This is a genomic window from Candidatus Phytoplasma tritici (assembly GCF_000495255.1).
GTDB lineage: Bacteria > Bacillota_I > Bacilli_A > Acholeplasmatales > Acholeplasmataceae > Phytoplasma > Phytoplasma tritici.
On record NZ_AVAO01000002.1, the window covers coordinates 40148 to 58226 of the forward strand.

Below are 18079 nucleotides of genomic sequence, written 5' to 3' on the forward strand. Positions count from 1 at the left end.
TAATAAAAATAAGGATAAAATAAGGATGAAAATTGACTTAATTGCGAAAATGATGCCAACCAAAAAAAAGCAACAACATAAAATAAAATAACATAAAACATAGTAATAACAAAGAAATTAAAATCTACAAAATCAAATTTATTAATTAATCGTTGATTATTTTGTTTTTTAAACTTTTTATAATAAAGCAAAGTGGTAATTGTAAAATTACTAACAATAATAAAAATAAAAGAAAGGATAATAATAAAATGGTTAAATGTTGCTTTTTGTAAATTGAGTTTTAAAATAAGCATCTACCAAACCTGAAAGCATTCCTACAAAAGTCCCAAAAGTCAAAAGACAAATAGGAGTAACAAATTTAGAAATACCAAAAATAAAACAAGATAATAAAGCTGTAATAATAAAGACAATTAAAGGAAGTGGTAAATATTTAAATATATTGGAATTAGTATATTTGGGTTTTGTTGGTATAAAAAATTAATTCATAATAACTAATTGAATAAGAAAGGACTAAAAAAATAAAATATAGTTGTTCCAATCCATAAAGATTTTTTTGCATAATATTTTTTATGAGTTATTGTATTTTAAACTAAAAACTTGGGTTTTTATTGAATATTTTTATCAATTTCTTGTTTAATGCTATTTAATAAAAACATATTTTTAAACTCTTTATAAATTTATATTATTTTATTAAATCAAAAATATTTATCTTTATTAAAACTTTCAAACACTTATTATAACTAAAATAGTTAATTAGTAGTTAATTTAATATGTTAAATATTAAATTAACTATGTAAAACTATAAAAATTTAAACATTAATATTACCAAATAACAAAAAAACCAACTTTTAAGTTGGTCTCCTTATTATTTGTATTATTTGTATTATTTGTATTATTTGTATTATTTGTATTATTATTTATATCATTACTTATATTAACTACGATGTTGCAAATCTAATAATTTTTGATATAATCTTTCTTCTTCTAAACTTAATGTGTTAGGAGTTTTGAGATGAACAACAACATACTGATCACCTTTACGATAAGAAGAATTAAGATGTGCAACTCCTTTATTTTTCATTCTTAATTTGTTTCCTGATTGAATCCCTGCAGGAATTTTTAAAGCTACTTCACCATAAATAGTAGGAATCAAAATATTAGTTCCTAAAACAGCTTCTGGCAAAGTAATAAAGATTTCTAAAATAATATCATATTCACGCCTCACAAAAGATTCATGAGGACGCACTTTAAAAGTAATATATAGATCTCCTGCTTTTTGATTATTACTTAAAGGAACAAAATTTCCTTTCCCAGGAACTTGCAAAGACATTCCTTCTTGAATCCCTGCAGGAATATTAAAAGTAGCTGATTGCTTAACTTTTTGACGTTTTTTTCCATGACAAGCATAACATTTATTTTTAATTTCTTGTCCTTTGCCACTACAATTAGGACAAACTTGACGTGAACGAATGTTACCTAAAAAAGTTCTTTGCTCAGTAATAATTTGTCCAGTTCCGCCACAACGTCTACAATTAATGACATCTTGATGGGAAACTGCTCCTTTACCATAACAAACTCTACAATCAGCTTCTACAGTAATTTCAATAGTTTTGTTAGCTCCTAAAACAGCATCCATAAAACCAATAGTCATCTCTACTTTTTTATCATAAGAAGGCTTTTTAGTTTGTTGATTACCAAAAATATCTCCAAAAGAACTAAAAAAAGAATCCCCAAAAGAATCAAAGCCATCAAAACCACCACCACCAAAGCCAGAAAAACCGTTATCTGAAGCATCACCAAAACGATCATAATTACTTTTTTTAGAAGCATCTCCTAAAACACTATAAGCTTCTTGAACTTCTTTAAATTTGCTCTCAGTGTTAGCTTCTTTGGAAATATCAGGATGATATTTTTTAGCAAGACTAAGATAAGCTTTTTTGATGTCCTCAGGACTTGCGTCTTTATCTAGACCCAAAATATGATAATAATCTTTTTTTGTCATTGTAGCTAACTTCTCCTAATAATAAAACTAAGGGGTTTTTGCCCCTTTGATTTCATTATTTTTTATAGTTTTGTTTTTTTGTTTGTTTTTGTATTATTTATGTTTTTAGTATTTTATTGTTATTATTTGTTATTATTGTTGTTATTGATTATTTTTGTTCTTCAAAATCAGCGTCTACTACTTCGTCTTGAGGTTTTTTATTTTTAGAAGTAGTGTTTTCTTGCGTACCTTTTTCTTGAGCTTTTTGATAAGCTTTCATTGCAATTCCTTGAGATTCTTTAGTAAGACTTGCAGTTTTTTCTTTAATTAAAGCAGTGTCATCTCCTTTTAGAGCTTCTTCTAATTCTTTAATTTGAGTCTCAACTTTGTCTTTTTCTTCTGGTGTAACGTCTGATTTTAGATCTTCTAAAGATTTTTTAGTGTGGAAAATCATATTTTCTGCTTCATTACGAACATCAATACTTTCTTTTTTCAAACGATCTGCCTCAGCATTTTCTTCGGCTTCTCTAATCATTCTTTTAATTTCTTCTTCTTTAAGGGCACCACTTCCTGAAATAGTAATTTTTTGTTCTTTGTTAGTGCCTAAGTCTTTGGCTTTAACTGATACAATTCCATTTGCATCCAGGTCAAAAGTAACTTCAATTTGAGGAATTCCGCGAGGTGCTGGTGGAATATCTGTTAATTGGAATCTTCCCAAAGTTTTATTATCAGCTGCTAAAGGACGTTCTCCTTGTAAAACATGAATATCTACTGCTGGTTGATTGTCTGCGGCAGTTGAAAAGACTTGTTTTTTAGATGTTGGAATAGTAGTATTTCTTTCAATTAATTTAGTAAAGACATTACCTAAAGTTTCAATTCCTAAAGAAAGTGGAGTTACATCTAAAAGTAAAATATCTTTAACGTCTCCTGATAGAATTCCTCCTTGAATAGCAGCTCCAATAGCAACTACTTCATCGGGATTAATACTCTTATTAGGAGTTTTTTTCAATTCACTTTTAACTAAATCTTGAACTGCAGGAATACGAGTAGAACCACCAACTAAAAGCACTTGATCAATTTTTTCAATGTCTAATTTGGCATCACTTAAAGCACGTTTTACAGGAGACAAACAACGATCAATTAAATCTTTAGTAAGTTCATTGAATTTAGCGCGAGTCATATTGTATTCTAAATGAAGTGGACCTGCTTCGCTCATAGTTAAGAAAGGCAAAGAAATTTGTGAAGAAATAACACCACTTAATTCTTTTTTAGCTTTTTCAGCAGCATCTTTTAATCTTTGCATTGCCATTTTATCTTTGGAAAGATCAACACTATTTTCTTTTTTGAATTCTTGCACTAAGAAATCTACTATACGCAAGTCAAAATCATCACCTCCCAAAGCATTATCTCCAGAAGTAGAAAGCACTTCAAAAGTACCGTCAACCAAAGTTAGAATAGAAACATCAAAAGTTCCTCCTCCTAAGTCAAACACTAAAATGGTCTGTTCTTTGTCACCTTTGTCAACACCATAAGAAAGAGCAGCTGCAGTTGGTTCGTTAATAATACGTTCAACATTTAAGCCTGCAATTTTACCTGCATCTTTGGTAGCCTGTCTTTGAGCATCATTAAAATAAGCAGGAACAGTAATTACTGCCTTACTTACTTGGGCTCCTAAATAATCTTCAGCAGTTTTTTTCAAATTTGCCAAAATCATTGCACTAATTTCTTGTGGAGTGTATTCTTTACCACCCACATTAACTTTATAATTAGCTTCTCCCATGTGTCTTTTGATAGAACTAATAGTATTAGGATTAGTAATTACTTGGCGTTTGGCAATTTCTCCTACCATAATTTCATCACCTTTAAAAGAAACTACAGACGGAGTTGTTCTTCCGCCTTCAGCATTAGGAATAACTTTCGGCTGACCACCTTCCATTACAGCAACACAAGAGTTAGTTGTTCCTAAATCAATACCTATAATTTTATTCGTTTTTGTCATTTTTATCACTCCATTCATTTACTTTAACCAACGTTGGTCTTAAAATTCTTTTTTTATATAAATAACCTTTTTGTAAAACTGTTAAATTAGTTTTATCGGGCTTTTCCAAGTCACACACTTTTTCTAAAGCGTGGTGCAAAGTAGGATCAAAAGGCTTATTAAGAGCCTCAATTTCTTCTACTCCTTCATCTTGTAAAACTTTTTTTATTTGTTGTTGTAACAACTTAAATCCTAATAAATATTTTTGCAACAATTCATTTTGTGTAGGCATATCAATTACTTTTTCTAATTGTTCCAAGGGCATTAATAAATTAGTAATAAAATTACTTGATGCATATTTTAATTCATTTGCTTTTTGGGTTTGGGCTCTTTTCTTAAAGTTAATTAATTCTGCTTGATTTTTTAACAACTCTTCATCAAAGACTTTTTTTTGTTGGGCAAGTTTTTGTTGTAATTCTTTAATTTGATTTTGTAATTTAGTAATTTGTTGATGACTGTTTTCTTTTGATGGATGTTTTTGTTGTTTAATGTTTGTTTGTTTGGTTTGGTTTGGTTGATTTTTAACAGTTTCATCTTCCTTTTGGTTGTCTTTATTTATTGTTTTAGTTTCTTCTTTTTGGCAATTTTGACATTCTTTACAATCTTTATGCAATTCTTTTGCTTGTGTTTCTAAATTATCTAAGTTATCTTGGTCTTTTTCTAAAAACATCTTAAAACCTCTTTTCTTGATATAATTATTTTTTTATTTCGTTACTTACAAGTATTTTGGTAGACTGTTTAGTTATTGTAATTTCTTAGTTAAATTATAAATTATTTACTTATTATTTGTTATAATTGTTTATTTTACAATTATTTATTGTATTATTTATTCTTTTATTTGTTATTCTTGATCGTTTAATTTAGATAAATGAACTGCCAAATATTCCAAAATAGGAATAACTTTAGGATATTTCATCCACGAAGGTCCTACAACTGCAATTCTTCCTTTCTCATTAGGATTTACATCAAAAGGAATAGAAAGAATCATACAATCTTTTAAAGGAGTAAGTTGCAAGCCATCAGAAAATTTAAAAGACAAACTATCTTGATTTAACATAATTTTTAATAATTCTTTACACTCTAAAAGACCCATAAATTTTTTAATAATTTCGGGATTGCTTAATTCAGGTTTTTCAAGCATTTTAGAAACCCCCGAAAAATAAAGATTCTCTGAGGCAAAACTACTAAAAACTTCCATAAACAAAGCAATTAATTGTTCTTGAAAACAAATATATTTAGCAATAGTTTGTTTAAAAAAATCACTTTGAATAATGTGGGCTGCTTCTGATAAAAACTTATCTGTCAACAAATCGTTTACTACTTTCACTACATCTTTAAGATCATAAATGCTAATTTCTTTTGTTTGATCCAAAGAAATATTTTGATGTTGTACATTTCCTTTATCAGTAATAATCAAAATAACAGCTTGAGTACTATTTAAAGGAATAAAGTCAATTTTAGTAATTTTACTATTATTAAAAATATCAGAACCAATTGCCATAGCAGTATAATTAGTTAAATTATTTAACAAATTAAGAGCTTCTTTAATTACTTGTCCTTTACAAAAACGTTTTTTTTGAATCACTTTGTCAATGCTTTCAAACATACAAGAAACATCATGATCACGCGTTAATAAATGGTTTAGATAGTAAGTATAACCCTTAAAAGAAGGCACTCTACCACTAGAAGTATGATTTTTTTGTAAAAAACCTTCTTTTTCTAATTGCACCATATCATAACGAATAGTAGCACTTGCAAATTTAAGATAAGGCAAATGGGTAAGCAGTTTAGAACCTACGGGTTGTCCTTTTTGTGAATAGTTTTCAACTACAGCCTTTAGGATTAATTTTTTTCTATCTGAAAGCATATTCATTACCTCTTGGCACTCACATTAACGATTGCCAATAATATTGTATTACTTTTTTTGTTGAATGTCAACCCTATATTTTCATTTTGTTAAATTTTTATTTATTTTATATTGATTTTAATGTGATTATAAATAATTAATAATAATAATATAAAAAAATCATCCTTAAATAGAGGGGTAAAGCGGTCTTCTTTTTTTCACTTTTTGAACTGTTTTTGAGCGATTTTTAACCAAAAAAAGAGTAAAATAAATGTAATGATTAAGAAGGAATTAATCCTAAAATAATAAAAAAGAGGAGTAAATAATATGCAATAACCACAATAAAATAAAAATTTTATTGTACTTACAATAGAATTTATAGTATTAATATTAAGTATTTGTTGGGTTTTAAAATCTAAACAAGAAACAACCAAAGAAGACACAAGCAAAACAACTACAAAAATAACAGGAAGCAATAATGTTGGATGACAACCACATAATATATAGTTTTGGAGGATATCAACAACCAAAATTAGAAAAATTGACTTCTAGGTTAGAAAACCGTATGGCAAATAAACCTTTATATCTCAAAAATAAAATGGATTCTCTACAACAAGAATATAAAAGAAAAAGAATTAAACCAAATCGGAGAAGACAATTTAAATTTCATGAAACACATAATGCAATCTTTTTTACTACCTAAACTAAAAAATAAAACATCACCAGAAGCATATAATGAATTCAAACAAAATCTATCACAACTATACGGGTATTTATATAATTCTTTTCTAAAAAAATATAAAATATCAATCAATTACTTAAAAAATATTAAGATTATCTTAAATGATAGTCTTTTTTGTTTATATAATGACTTTTTACATAATAATGGTTATAATATAAATGTTGGGAAACACTTATCCCTTCAATATATGAAAAAAATAAATCATTTGAAAATAAATATTAAAGTTTTATTATTCTTAGTAATTATAAGTATATTGTTATTAGGTTTGATTTTATATCCATATATACAACAAGAAATAAAATTTGAAATGAATCAAGAAGAACCAAAAACACTCAATTTACAAATATCTAAAGAAAAAGAACTAAAATATCATCCTCAAATAAATTCTAATAATTTTAATAAAAACCACAAGAAAAAAATATGACTTAATAAAAAAATGAAATACTCAATGATTTGTTAACTAAAACTCGGAAAGATTGTAAAAACAAATATAGTAATCTTTCTACAACTTCACTTTTTGAACAAACAAGGATTAGGTTCTATTTTTAATAGTTATTTAAATATCCAAAAAAACCAAAAACACACAATAGACAAAATCCATTATACTTAATAATTTAAAGAAAAAATGTTAGAAATATACACCAAATAACTAAATTTTATACTCAATTTGCAACTATCAAACATTTATTTCATTAATAACAATCCCATATTTTAACTCATCTTTTTGCATACCCAAAAACTTTATAATATACACTTTTGTTATTTTTCCAAATAAACACATTTTTTAAATCAACCATAAAACAAAGTCACTTTTAAAAAATAATAAATTATTAAAATAATAAAAAAATGATAAAATAAAATTAAGGACAAAAGATAAACACAATATCACTTTTTACAATAGAAAGCAAACTAAATGACCCGCAACAAAAAATATATCCTTATTACAACTATTTTTTTAATTTTAATCGGAATTACAATTTTTAATTTATTTGTAAAACCTCAATTATTCACTTCTGATGCGATGTTATTACAAACCTCAACACAAGATAACGATAAAACTGAAATAAATAATAAAATAGAAATCTCACAAGAAAATTTTAATAAAAGACTAAAATATATTATCCATAATGAAATTAAAGAACCACAAATAACTTTACCTAGAACAAAAAAAGAAAAAGAACTACGCAAACAATACCAACAACAACAAATGTCTTTCATGTCTAAAGACGAAAAAGAATCATACGAAAATATTTTAAAAATAAATAGTAAATTGGATTATATATTATTTAGAATTAAAAATATAAATAAAGATATAAAAGCTTTAGAAGAACAATACAAAGAAGCAAACGAACAAGAAAAATCAAAAATAAGAGATGAAACAGATCTCATTTTTGGCAAATTACAAGAATTAAGTCAACAACAAAAACAATTAGAAACTGATCAAACTTTAGCAATTAAACAACACACCAATTTATTTCAAAATTTACAAACTCAAAATAAATTTAGTCAAATAGACATCAAACCTTACCAAAATGCTTTAAAAGAAATATACAATATTAAAAATTAATCCAAATTTGTTATAAAGGCTCTCATCCAATAAGAGTCTTTTTTTATTATTTATTGCTTCTCATATTTAAACAAATACATAATAAAGTATAAAAATAAGACACTTTTAATTCAAACATAGTTGTTTTTTTTATTAATTTACAAGTATAATAAAGTATAATATTAAAGATGCAGTAAAAAATTATTAAATGTTACAAATCAAAAAACTATTATAAATTAGTGTAACTTTTTACTTTTTAACAATTATTTAAATTTATTTCACAAAATACAAAATTATTACTAAAACCATAATTGTTATAAAAGCAAAATACCAAAATACTTTTTATTAGGGTCTTAACTAAAAAATATTAAAGTCTTACAACTTTTTTTACTATAAAGTAAAAATGACATCAAATACACAGTTGATAGTTTGTAAAATGATTCCTTTTTCAAGATTATTAATTATTTAGCAACTCCAAACAATAACTCGAAATCATAAAGGGTTTAAAAATATCTTCTAAAAAGGGGTTAGTGTTTTAATTAACTTAGCAAACATTGCAAACATTTTATATTTATATCTGTATAATTTAATTTTAAATTAAAAAAGAAAGATGAGGAATTTATGAATACTTTATTCGAACAATTACCTATTTTAGAGCAAACTAAAAAAGCTTTAAAAGAACTCAATTTTATTGATGCTACTCCAATTCAGGCCTTAGTGATTCCAGAAATTATAAAAGGACATGACGTAATTGGACAAGCTCAAACAGGAACAGGAAAAACTTTTGCTTTTGGTATTCCTATTATCGAAAAAATTGACCCAAAAATCCAAAAAACCCAAAGTTTAATTTTATGCCCCACTAGAGAATTAACTCTACAAGTATACGAAGAATTAAAAAAATTACTAAGATTTTATCAAGAAATAAGAATCGCTGTTATTTATGGTGGTGAATCTTACACCAAACAATTTAGAGCTTTAGAAGCTAAACCTCATTTAATTATTGCTACTCCCGGACGTGCAATTGACCACCTAGAAAGAGGCAAAATCGACCTCTCATCATTAAAAATTCTAACTCTTGACGAAGCAGACGAAATGTTAAAAATGGGATTCCAAGAAGCCTTAGAAACAATCTTAAAAAAGATTCCAGAAGAAAGACAAACTGTCTTATTCTCAGCAACTCTACCTCCATTAATTAAAAAAATAGCAAGCAAATACCAAAAAGACACTAAAATCCTACAAGTTCCTGTTAAAAACATTGCAGTTAATGCAATCGAACAAAATTACTTTTTAGTAAAAGAAGTTGACAAAGCTAAATTATTAGTACGTTTACTAGACTTAAAAAAGGATTATTCAGCTATCTTATTTGCAAACACTAAAAAAGATGTTGACGAAATTACAGCCTACCTTCAAGACAAAGGCTTTTTAGCTGATGCAGTTCACGGCGATTTAAAACAAAATCAAAGACAATATGTAATGAATAATTTCCGTAAAGGCAAAATCAAAATATTAATTGCAACTGATGTAGCTGCAAGAGGACTTGATATTTCTGACATCAAAATGGTAATTAACTATGACTTACCACACGAAGATGAAGTTTATGTTCACCGCATCGGAAGAACTGGAAGAGCTGGTAAAAAAGGTTTAGCTTACAGTTTAATTAGTCCAAGAAAAGTAAGCCAACTTAAAAAATTAGAATACTACTTAAAAGAAAAAATTACTTTACTAGATATTCCTTCTGTTCAAAGCATCAAATTACAAAATGCCAAAGATTTAGAAAAAAAACTATTAAATATTATTGAAAAAAACAAAGAAGACACTACTCCAAATCCATTAGCACAAAAGTTATTAGAAACTTTTTCTTCTGAACAAATTATCCAAGGATTATTGAAAAACTTTTTACCAAAAGAAAGAAATTATACCGAAATACTTCCTCCAAGAATGACCACCAACAATTCTTTTACCAGATCGCGTTTTGGTGGGGTATCTAGATTTGGTTCTTATGGTTCTAACAACTCCTCTTACCAAAGAACAAATAGCAACTTTATAGAAGTAGTTATTAATTTAGGCAAAAAAGACAATATCAATCCTCCAGTATTATTAAAATTATTAAAAGACCATTTTCAAATTTATGGAAAAAATATTGGTAATATCAAACACTTAACTAACGAAACTATTTTTGAAGTAGCAAGTCGTTTTTGGAATCAAATGAAAAGCAAATCTAATATTCGTTTCCAAAACAAAACTGTAATTCTTAACAAAAAAGATTAAAAAAATAACAATTTAATAATAACAAAAAAAGCTAACTTAAAAAAGCTAGCTTTTTTATTATATTATATCTTTTTTTAATTTAAGCAATTAAATTAATTATAGATTTTAGGATTATTAGTTAAATATTTTTTAACACTTTCCTATTCATTAAACATTTTTTTCATCTTTAAAACTATAAAAAGAACAACTTTTTGAATTAAAAATTAAGGTTAGTTACTAAATCAATTACTTCTGTCATTTTATCAATACCTTTACCATAAATAATATCAATAGTAGCAGTTTTAAGAAGGAATGCAAGTTTGGATTTAACTACCTTTACTTTAGAAAGAATGCCCCCCACAACCTGATCACCTTTGTTTAAAAGTTTCTGATCTTCTAATGTCTAAACACAAAAAAGAAAAAAATTTTAAGGCTTTACCACCTAGAGTTAATTCAGGATTACCAAAAACCATCACTGTTTTTTTCTCTAAGTTGATTAATATAGATAAAAACTGTATCAATTTTATTAATTATTCTTGACTGTTTACGCATGGATTGCCCCCCAAATCTAATTCGTGATTTTGTAAACCCATTAGCAATATTAACCATATCGCCGCCTACTTCTGCCTCAGGAACTAATGTTGATACAGAATAAACTACCAAAAGACTAATATTTTTCACTTGCAATTAATCTACAAACAGTATCTAAGGCCTTTTTCTACTGAATCTCAGGTTGTGAGATTAAAAGTTTATCAAGATTTGCTCCGACCGATGGTTTTTGCATAAACTGGGTCTAAGGTGTGTTCTGCATCAACAAAGAAACATTGCCTCCTTTTTTTTGAGACCTCCGAAATGGCATGAAAAATTAAAGTATTTTTACCTGAACTTTCAGGACCATAAATTTCAAATAATTATTCCTTTAGCATAACTACCAATTTCTAAGGAAATATTAAATGAAAAAGAACCAATAGAAATAGATTAAATTCTTTTATTTATTTTTTGGAATTGAATTGCATAATTCTACCTTTTTACCAAACTTTTTTTCAATATCATTAATGGTGTCTTCTAAATCGTTTTTGTTTTGTGTATTTTGAATAAATAATTTTCCTTTGGTTTTTTATTTTAGTTTTGATAAAATATAATTTTTTAAATATTATAAGTAAAATAATAAAGATAAAAAGAGCAAGATAAAAATAATTATTATAATTTTTTTAATATCGAGAGAAAAAACAAAAAGAAAAATTTTAAAATATAATAAAAACAGCAGTAACAAATATAAAGATCAAAAAAAAAAAAATTACTCAGGAGCAAAGTTTTTGCGAATAATTTTATAATTTTTAAAAAAGTAATCAAATCCAGAAACAATAGTTAAAAAAACTGAAACAAGCAAGCAAATATCACCTATATTACTTAGATATTCAAACAATTTTTTTAAATCTGCTGCATCATAAGCAAAAGTAGAAGAAGTATACAGCCCAAAAAAAAGGCAAATTATGGCAACAAAAGTAAAAAAAGTTTTGGTTTTGCCCCAAAAAGATGCACTAATAACAACTCCTTCTTTATTGGAAACTACCAATCTTATTCCTGTTACTAAAAATTCTCTAATCACTATAATCATAATAACAGCAGTAAAAAATTTTTTAGGCATTTGAGTATCTGCAAATAAAAAGGTTCCTTGCGTAGCAGATAAACGACATTGACAAATATAAAAAAGCGTAATAATAACTAATAATTTATCGGCAATAGGATCAAAAAATTTACCAAAAACAGTTTGTTGTTGATATTTTTTAGCTATATAACCATCCAAATAATCAGTAATAGCAGCCACTATAAAGATAATTTGAAAAGTCAAAACATTAGCAAATTCAGGCTCACTTACACACATCAAAGGCAAAAGCACAAACACCAAAACAATCCTAAAAACAGTAATTAAATTAGCAAACAAAGGAAACATACATTACTCCTATAGTAATTTTAAAAAACTCATATTTTTTTTAATTAAATATGGTTGAAAAAAAGGCAAATTATTTCTTTGAATATAAAAAAATAAAAATAATGCAAAAAATAAATAAAAAATAAATGTTTAAGGATAAAAAATAAGATTTTCAAAAAAACTCTTATATACTGTTATTATAACATTATTGATAAATGTTTTTAGTAAGTGTTTTTATATACATAACATAATTGTTATTATTTTAAGTAATTATTAAAATGAAAAGATACATTATACAAACTTTACATTTAAAAATTAAATTAAATTTGTTCTACATTTATAAATAAATGATTTGTATAAAGAAGAAATATTTAACTTAATTTTTAAATGTTTATAATAAAAATAAATTAACGAAGATATATTTTATAGTTTGTTTTGCTTTAAAAATCTCACGGCACCCACTATTATAATAAGCAAATAGAAGGGTGCCGCAATAGTTAAAAATGTTTTAGAATTTTAATATAAATATGTTAGCTATTTTTGTGTTGGTAAAAATAAATTCAATCAGATCACATAATAATAAAATACTAAAATAATATATTTTTAAATAATCATAAATACTTATGTGATAAATATTTTCCATATTCATGTATATAAAATATAATTAATATAATTAATATAACAAAGGATAAGCAATACTAGCAACTACTACCACTAAAGCTCCACCAATACGAGTAGCTATTTGAGCAAAAGGCATTAACCCCATCAAATCAGAAACCGATAAAATAGCAACATTCCCAGCTCCACCAATACTATTAGTACAAAGCCCTGCAGTAATTGATGATTCTACTGGATAATAACCTAACTTTTTACCTAAATATCCCGCTACTAAAGCAACTAATAAAACACACATTATACATGTAAAGACAAATTTAACATTTAATTGTTTTAACATCGCTTCCATTGGAATATTAGAACCTAAAATTACTAAAAAAGCAGATGTAAAATTAGTAGTGACAAATTTAGAAGCCTGATTAATACAACTATTATAATAATCAGATACTACATTAAATAATTTCATTAAAACAACTACAAAAACTAAAAAGACAATATATTCTGGTAGGTATTTTTTAATGTTTGGTAATAATAAAATTAAGGATTCTTTTATTAAAACACTAAATAAATATAAGGTAAAAATAGCAATTAAACCTGTAGTTATTTGAGGATAACTTAATTTTTCAGGAAATGGTTTAGAAGTATTTTTATCTGGATTTTTTGAAGTTTCTTTAAATTCAAGTTTACCATAACCACTATATTTAGTAGTTTTCAAAAATTTCTTAATAAGCCCAGAAGTAAAAATACTAAATATTCCTCCTACTAATAAAGCAGGAGTCATATGAGACATAAAAGGTTCTTGTAAATCTAAATTCTGCCCAGCATAAGCATTTTTTAAAGGAGTAACTCCAGATGACATACCACCACTTGCTAAAGGAGCAAAAATATAAAAGATAGCATCTAAAAAACCCCCTTTAGAAGTTTGAGAGGCATTTTCTAACCCTCCAATAGGATGCAATAAAACTCCTAAAGTTCCCACAACTAAAGCACCAACAAACAAAGATACTAATATTAAAGGAATGAATTTTTTAAAAGAACTTTTTAATAACTTTTTATCCATACTTAAAAAACTACCAATAATTAAAGCAGAAACAAAAAAATTAGCAAAACCTACTGCTTTATAAGTATATTTATTTTCTTGAACTTTTACTGTTATAGATTCGGCATTTAAATGTTTCATAATACTTTGCATAAACTTTTGCATTTGCAAAAAAATAGAACCATCTTTAAAAAATGGATAAGTAAATAAAATAGAAGGCATTAAAATACATAAAATAGAACCTCCTCCAATATCTTTTAAGAGAGGTATTTTAGCACCTATTTTTTGTAAAACAGCAGCCAAAAGCATAGCTATTAATAAAGGGGTAATTAATGGATGAAATGCAGGTTCAAATTTGTTAGTAGTTTTAAAACTAATAAATCCCAAAACAAAAACTTGAACAAAAACTACTAAACTCATCAAACAAAAAAGAGGCACACTAAATCCTAAAATAGTTTTTTTAGGAACAAAAACACCATTAACATTTTTAGAATATTTATTATTGTTAGGTTCTTTATTTTTGTCTTTATTATTGTTATTATTTTCTTTATTATCTGGGGAACTTTGTTCCTGTTCTATACTCATTTTCTTACTACTCCAGTTTCTTTAGCTACTTTACAAACTGCCAAAGCAATTTGTTTAACTACTTCTTTATTAAAGGAAGTTGGCAAAATATTATTTTCATTTAAATCTTGTTCTTTAATGATATTTTTTAGAGCATAAATAGCAGCTTTTTTCATATCTTCAGTAATTTGAGTTGCTTTAGCATCTAATGTCCCACGAAAAACACCTGGAAAAGCAAGACAATTATTTACTTGATTAGGAAAATCAGATCTACCAGTAGCAACAATTCTAGCCCCACCTTTTTTAGCTTCATCTGGCATAATTTCTGGTACTGGATTAGCTAGAGCAAAAACAATTGCATCTTTTGCCATAGTAGCTACCATTTCAGCTGTTAAAATACCAGGAGCAGATACACCAACAAAAATATCTTTTCCTTTAAGTACTTCTTTCAAAGTTCCTTTTTCTTGATATTTATTAGTTACTTCAACTAATTTTTTTTGCGGATTATTAAGATTAGCTGCTCCTTTATATAAAGCTCCTGTTTTATCAACTAAAACAATATTGTTAACTTTTAATAACAACAACATTTTAGCAATTGCCATCCCTGCAGAACCTGCTCCATTAATAACTACTTTAACATCTTCAATAGATTTTTTAACTACTTTTAAAGCATTTAAAATTCCTGCAGTAACTACAATAGCAGTACCATGTTGATCATCATGAAAAACAGGAATATCAAGTTTAGCTTTAAGTTCATCTTCAATTTCAATACATTGAGGAGACTTAATATCTTCTAAATTAATTGCTCCAAAAACAGTGGAAATTTTAGAAACAATATTTACTATTTCTTGAGAATTAGTAGAATCAATACAAATAGGAAAAGAATCAATCCCTGCTAATTCCTTAAACAAAATGGCTTTTCCTTCCATTACTGGCAAAGAAGCTTTCGGACCAATATTACCCAATCCTAAAACTGCAGTCCCATTTGTAACAACACCTACCATATTACCTTTCATAGTATAACGATAAACATCACTAGGATTTTCCTTAATTTTTAAACAAGGCTCTGCTACTCCTGGAGTATAAGCTAATGCTAAATCATCTAAGTTTTGCACTTTTACTTTACTTACAATACCTACTTTACCTTTATTTTTTTCATGCATTTCTAATGCTTTTTCTTTGATATTCATTTAACTGAAAATCTCCTTTTATATTTCTTTATGCATTTTATATATTTTTAAAGGGTGATTTGATCTTGAAATTATTACCAAAAATAATCATCCGTCTATATTTTATACCTTATTTAATAAAATAATTAATATTTTTTTATTTTTTTAACATTTATTTAAATATTTAATAAAATAATAATTATATATTTAATCATTTTAAAACTTTAAAATATGTAGGCGATTAAAAAAACCGTTAAAAAAAATACCAACTTTTAAGTTGGTTTTCTTATTGTTGCTAAATACTAAAAAATATTTTTCTTATTAAATAAAAATAAAAAAGGAGGATTAAAATGGCCAAAAATTACAGACGTTCTTATTTCAGTAAAAAATCTTTTAGAAGAAATAAATTAAACTTAAGCAGTTTTTTACATATTGGATTTTACCTACTTTAGGTATTGTTATACCTTTTTTTCTTTATTTTGCTTCAAAAGGTTATTTGAGTTTATATAAGTAATTATTATAAGTATAAAAGAAAAGATTATAATAAAATGACTTTAAGACAAGTTTTAACACTTATTGCCCTTAGTGGTATATTTATTTTTGTTTTATATAAGTTTGGCATTATTGTTACTGATTAAACTAAAATTACATGGATTAAATAATGAGTGTTTTTTAAAAAACACTCATTAAAGGATAATATATGAATAAATTAAGTTAAAATTAAGGAGTTTTTTAAAAATGGATAAACAACAAAAATTGAAAAAAGAATATCGCGAACATTGTCAATGTTGCGGACGTTTTTTGGGAATCAATATAAATAATGTTGATTTTAATTTATTTGGTTTTATAATGAGTTTTATGAATCTTTTTAGTTTTGCAATTTTGGTATTATATTTTCCTTTAACTTTTTTTAGTTTCGTTTTTGAAATTAATATTTTTAATGAAAAAAAATTTATTAATTTTTAGTTTTATTTTGGGTATTAGTTTGCTTTCATTTTTGTTAATAGGTCAATTTAAGCCTGAATTACTTTTTGAAAAAGTAGATTATAAAAAGGTTGAAAAATAATAAAGAATTAGAAATTAGAGACAAAATAAAAGAATAAAAACAACAACACCAAACCCCATTACTTAAATATCCTTCAATAACTCATTATAAATCTGATGGTAAAACAATTGATTATATTGAAGAATATAACAAATATACAGATAATTTAATAAAAAAAATATTATAAAATGGATGGTAAAATAATTAATTATATTGAAGAATATAACTCTCGTGATAAAATTATTAAAGAAACTTATTACAATTTCGACGGAACTATTATAGATATAAAACTTATCCATATAATATATAAGCCAAGAAAAATTATATTAATTATTTGGGTTATTTTTGAAATAATAAAGGAATTAAATATTTTAAATAATTTTATAGAAAGGAATAATTAATGGATATACAACAATTAATAATTAATGTTTTTGAATCTAAAATATTTGTTTCTTTTATTTCAATGATTTTTGGTTTTTTAATTTATCATTTTTATTTATATATCAAAGAATTAAAAAATAAATATGATTTTAGTGATGAATTACGTGAAGTAGTAAATAAATATCTTAAAACTGGACAAATGAAATTGAATGAATATGGAGTCTTAATTAGAATAATGGCACATATGGGTAATTACTTAGGTATATATAGAAAACATGTTGAAACAATGATTAAAGAATTTGGAGAAAATGGTGGTCTTAATTTTTCAGAAGGTATTTTTGATGAAAAAAAGAAAATCAAGAAAATAATAATAATTTAGATGAATTGTTAAAAGAAAATTTAAAATTAAAAAAACAATTAAATAATATAAAAAAACCTTTAATTGTAGAATCTATTGATAATAATGAAAATGATTTTTAGTTTTGATTTTTTAAAATATTTAATTTCCTTTGATTTTAAAGATTTTTTTATTTATTATATAGTATTTTTTATAGTATTTTTTTACTAAATCATCTTTTTTGTTTGGTTTTAATGTTGGTTGGAATAATAATTTTATTAATATTTATAATATTATAAAAACTATATTTATTTTTATATGGGAACAATTAACAACTTTAATTTATCCTTTAAAATTATTTAACTATTTATTTTTTATATCAATTATTGAAATTTTTCAATTAATTATGAAAGAATTATTGGTTCTTTTAAAAGAAATACCTAATATATTAAATAGTTAAGTATTATTAACTACTGTGGGTGTTACTTCAATTGCTTCTGTAGCAAGATTGACAAGAATTATTTCTATAATGGTTAATGCAGTGCCAGTTGTTACTTCTGCTGTTAAAGACGTGTCGTCTTTAACAGCAGAAGTAA

18 protein-coding genes are annotated in these 18079 nt (G+C 25.4%); 7 read left to right on the forward strand and 11 right to left on the reverse strand.

Annotated elements, in window-relative coordinates; genetic code table 11:
* Positions 1-934: 934 nt before the first annotated feature.
* From dnaJ to hrcA, 4 genes are all read right to left on the reverse strand, one after another.
* The gene (gene dnaJ, locus N747_RS0101145; protein ID WP_029783872.1) at positions 935-2002 is read right to left on the reverse strand and encodes a molecular chaperone DnaJ; all 1068 of its coding nucleotides are present in this window, start codon (positions 2000-2002) and stop codon (positions 935-937) included.
* A gap of 148 nt (positions 2003-2150) precedes the next feature.
* A complete protein-coding gene (dnaK, locus tag N747_RS0101150; protein WP_024563452.1) occupies positions 2151-3980 on the reverse strand; it encodes a molecular chaperone DnaK in 1830 nt (609 codons plus the stop codon).
* Positions 3964-4689 (reverse strand): nucleotide exchange factor GrpE, encoded by a 726-nt coding sequence (locus tag N747_RS0101155; RefSeq protein WP_024563453.1) that lies wholly within the window; start codon positions 4687-4689, stop codon positions 3964-3966. The genes dnaK and N747_RS0101155 overlap by 17 nt, the downstream gene beginning before the upstream one ends.
* Positions 4690-4860: 171 nt before the next feature.
* Positions 4861-5886, reverse strand: coding sequence for a heat-inducible transcriptional repressor HrcA (gene hrcA / locus N747_RS0101160; protein WP_024563454.1), 1026 nt, complete (start codon positions 5884-5886; stop codon positions 4861-4863).
* Between the two features lie 457 nt (positions 5887-6343).
* Here hrcA and N747_RS0101165 point away from each other — a divergent pair, with 457 nt between their 5' ends.
* The 3 genes from N747_RS0101165 (at position 6344) to N747_RS0101185 (ending at position 10421) form a co-directional block, all read left to right on the forward strand.
* Positions 6344-6568: a hypothetical protein gene (locus N747_RS0101165; protein WP_024563455.1), complete on the forward strand. Its 225-nt coding sequence runs from the start codon at positions 6344-6346 to the stop codon at positions 6566-6568.
* A gap of 952 nt (positions 6569-7520) precedes the next feature.
* Complete coding sequence (locus N747_RS0101180; RefSeq protein WP_024563457.1) at positions 7521-8174, forward strand: hypothetical protein; 654 nt, start codon at positions 7521-7523, stop codon at positions 8172-8174.
* 600 nt (positions 8175-8774) lie between these two features.
* Positions 8775-10421, forward strand: a complete 1647-nt coding sequence (locus N747_RS0101185; protein WP_024563458.1) for a DEAD/DEAH box helicase — start codon at positions 8775-8777, stop codon at positions 10419-10421.
* Between the two features lie 196 nt (positions 10422-10617).
* Here N747_RS0101185 and N747_RS04210 read toward each other — a convergent pair whose 3' ends face one another.
* The 7 genes from N747_RS04210 to N747_RS0101205 all read right to left on the reverse strand — a co-directional run bounded on the left by N747_RS04210 (position 10618) and on the right by N747_RS0101205 (position 15741).
* Positions 10618-10761: a hypothetical protein gene (locus tag N747_RS04210; protein WP_420885269.1), complete on the reverse strand. Its 144-nt coding sequence runs from the start codon at positions 10759-10761 to the stop codon at positions 10618-10620.
* A gap of 7 nt (positions 10762-10768) precedes the next feature.
* Positions 10769-10873 carry a hypothetical protein gene (locus N747_RS04265; protein WP_084193795.1) on the reverse strand — a complete coding sequence of 35 codons (105 nt, stop codon included), beginning with the start codon at positions 10871-10873 and terminating at the stop codon, positions 10769-10771.
* Positions 10860-11081 (reverse strand): P-loop NTPase family protein, encoded by a 222-nt coding sequence (locus N747_RS04215; RefSeq protein ID WP_024563459.1) that lies wholly within the window; start codon positions 11079-11081, stop codon positions 10860-10862. Before N747_RS04215 ends, N747_RS04265 begins: the two co-directional genes overlap by 14 nt.
* A 71-nt stretch (positions 11082-11152) precedes the next feature.
* A complete protein-coding gene (locus N747_RS04270; RefSeq protein WP_084193796.1) occupies positions 11153-11302 on the reverse strand; it encodes a hypothetical protein in 150 nt (49 codons plus the stop codon).
* 395 nt (positions 11303-11697) lie between these two features.
* Positions 11698-12354, reverse strand: a complete 657-nt coding sequence (pgsA, locus tag N747_RS0101195) for a CDP-diacylglycerol--glycerol-3-phosphate 3-phosphatidyltransferase (protein ID WP_024563460.1) — start codon at positions 12352-12354, stop codon at positions 11698-11700.
* A 652-nt stretch (positions 12355-13006) separates the two neighbouring features.
* Entirely contained in the window at positions 13007-14572 is a 1566-nt protein-coding gene (locus N747_RS0101200; RefSeq protein WP_024563461.1) for a 2-hydroxycarboxylate transporter family protein, read from the reverse strand.
* Complete coding sequence (locus tag N747_RS0101205; RefSeq protein WP_024563462.1) at positions 14569-15741, reverse strand: NAD(P)-dependent malic enzyme; 1173 nt, start codon at positions 15739-15741, stop codon at positions 14569-14571. Before N747_RS0101205 ends, N747_RS0101200 begins: the two co-directional genes overlap by 4 nt.
* Before the next feature lie 717 nt (positions 15742-16458).
* On the opposite strand from N747_RS0101205, the gene N747_RS03370 reads away from it, so the two are divergent.
* From N747_RS03370 to N747_RS03375, 4 genes are all read left to right on the forward strand, one after another.
* Entirely contained in the window at positions 16459-16686 is a 228-nt protein-coding gene (locus N747_RS03370; RefSeq protein WP_038251683.1) for a hypothetical protein, read from the forward strand.
* A 215-nt stretch (positions 16687-16901) separates the two neighbouring features.
* A complete protein-coding gene (locus N747_RS04030; RefSeq protein ID WP_240992291.1) occupies positions 16902-16952 on the forward strand; it encodes a hypothetical protein in 51 nt (16 codons plus the stop codon).
* Between the two features lies 1 nt (position 16953).
* Positions 16954-17166, forward strand: coding sequence for a DUF2963 domain-containing protein (locus tag N747_RS0101225; protein WP_024563463.1), 213 nt, complete (start codon positions 16954-16956; stop codon positions 17164-17166).
* A complete protein-coding gene (locus tag N747_RS03375; RefSeq protein WP_240992289.1) occupies positions 17166-17525 on the forward strand; it encodes a hypothetical protein in 360 nt (119 codons plus the stop codon). The genes N747_RS0101225 and N747_RS03375 overlap by 1 nt, the downstream gene beginning before the upstream one ends.
* Positions 17526-18079 lie beyond the last annotated feature (554 nt).